The organism is Acidisphaera sp. L21 (assembly GCF_009765685.1).
GTDB lineage: Bacteria > Pseudomonadota > Alphaproteobacteria > Acetobacterales > Acetobacteraceae > LMUY01.
Window position 1 is genome coordinate 1,711 of record NZ_LMUY01000134.1, and the last position, 1,142, is coordinate 2,852.

At 56.8% G+C, this 1,142-nt stretch carries 3 protein-coding genes; all 3 read right to left on the minus strand.

Going from position 1 to position 1,142, the window contains the following annotated elements; translation table 11 throughout:
• Nucleotides 1-24: 24 nt before the first annotated feature.
• The 3 genes from GSQ76_RS25135 to GSQ76_RS25145 are packed head-to-tail and all read right to left on the minus strand — an operon-like array spanning nt 25 to nt 889.
• Nucleotides 25-216: a hypothetical protein gene (locus tag GSQ76_RS25135; RefSeq protein WP_158746848.1), complete on the minus strand. Its 192-nt coding sequence runs from the start codon at nt 214-216 to the stop codon at nt 25-27.
• A 58-nt stretch (nt 217-274) separates the two neighbouring features.
• The gene (locus GSQ76_RS32900; RefSeq protein ID WP_408837254.1) at nt 275-625 is read right to left on the minus strand and encodes a LysR substrate-binding domain-containing protein; all 351 of its coding nucleotides are present in this window, start codon (nt 623-625) and stop codon (nt 275-277) included.
• A 27-nt stretch (nt 626-652) separates the two neighbouring features.
• Nucleotides 653-889 (minus strand): hypothetical protein, encoded by a 237-nt coding sequence (locus GSQ76_RS25145; protein ID WP_158746849.1) that lies wholly within the window; start codon nt 887-889, stop codon nt 653-655.
• Nucleotides 890-1,142 lie beyond the last annotated feature (253 nt).

A 1,142-nucleotide genomic window follows, 5' to 3' on the forward strand; every position in this document is an offset into this window, starting at 1 on the left:
AAGGGCGTCGCAACACCCACCTAGCTAGGGCAGTTGACGGTCCCCACGCCCGGGTAATACGGTCGCGCCTTCAATAGCCTCCTCCAGCATGGCGAGCACCTGAGCAGGAGTTTCGTGCAGCAGATTGATGGTGGCACCATACCCCTGACCAACCCCGTTAGCGTCGGTGACAGTGATCTCAATACTGTAGGATCGTACCGGTATTGGCTTGACCATGTGGACCTCCTGATCGGCTTGTAGCCCCGCCGTTCCTCTGCAAAACCGTCGACGCGACTTACCCAAGTTCCATGGGGTCTGGAAAGGCCGGGTTGAGCGACGGGGCGCGATTGCGGAGGGCATCAGTCACGCAATCAAGCACAACACGAATACACGGCGTTTGACGATTATCTCGATGTACAGCCAGCCTGATATTTGTGCCAGGAATGGCGACGGGGGCATGCACACGGCGCAAGGTGGGTTCCGCGTCGCCTCGGAATCGCGGCAGCAGAGCGACAGCGCCCCCCGCAAGGACAGCCCAGTGCTGCATTTCATAGCTGTCGCTGCGCATGACGAGCCGCGCACGTCCGGCGTGATCAGCGAGCCATGCTGCCTGAGCTGACAGATGTTGATCATCTAGGAATGTGATAAGCGGATGCCCCTAAGCAGCCAGTTGTCACGTCTGGCTCCCCGCATCGGGCGAGGTAGGCAAGACTACCGTAAAGACAAAAACCCATATGGCCAATTTTGCGGACAACGAGATCGGTTGCTCAAACGATCTCAGTTGAACCGAAATGTCAGCTTCATGCGTCGACAGCGCGCCCATGGGTAAATTCGGCAATGCTTCGACCATAATAGTCGGATAGCGCAGCATGCTGCGGTCATACCGCCCGCGATTTTCAACAGTCCACATCGGCAGCCTCCTGCGAATCGGGACTGCCATAAGGGAATCACAACCTGCTCACAGGATTCGAGTTGATCTTGGACTGACACTTAGCTTGGCTTTGGCCATTTTTAGCTGAAGTCGCCGATGAATCGAACGTGATGCATCCGAGGATTCACGGCAGAATCTGCGACTGCGAGTCTACCCTGAACATCGGTTTGGGGTCGAGATGCCGGATGACTGGTCGTTCGAAGCGGCGCATGTGAAGTTATCCGGTTGGATG

What these genes read in the sequence shown, in the direction of transcription:
- GSQ76_RS25135 (WP_158746848.1), bottom strand. Translation starts at nt 216, where the DNA reads ATGGTCAAGCCAATACCGGTACGATCCTACAGTATTGAGATCACTGTC.
- GSQ76_RS25145 (WP_158746849.1), bottom strand. Translation starts at nt 889, where the DNA reads ATGTGGACTGTTGAAAATCGCGGGCGGTATGACCGCAGCATGCTGCGC.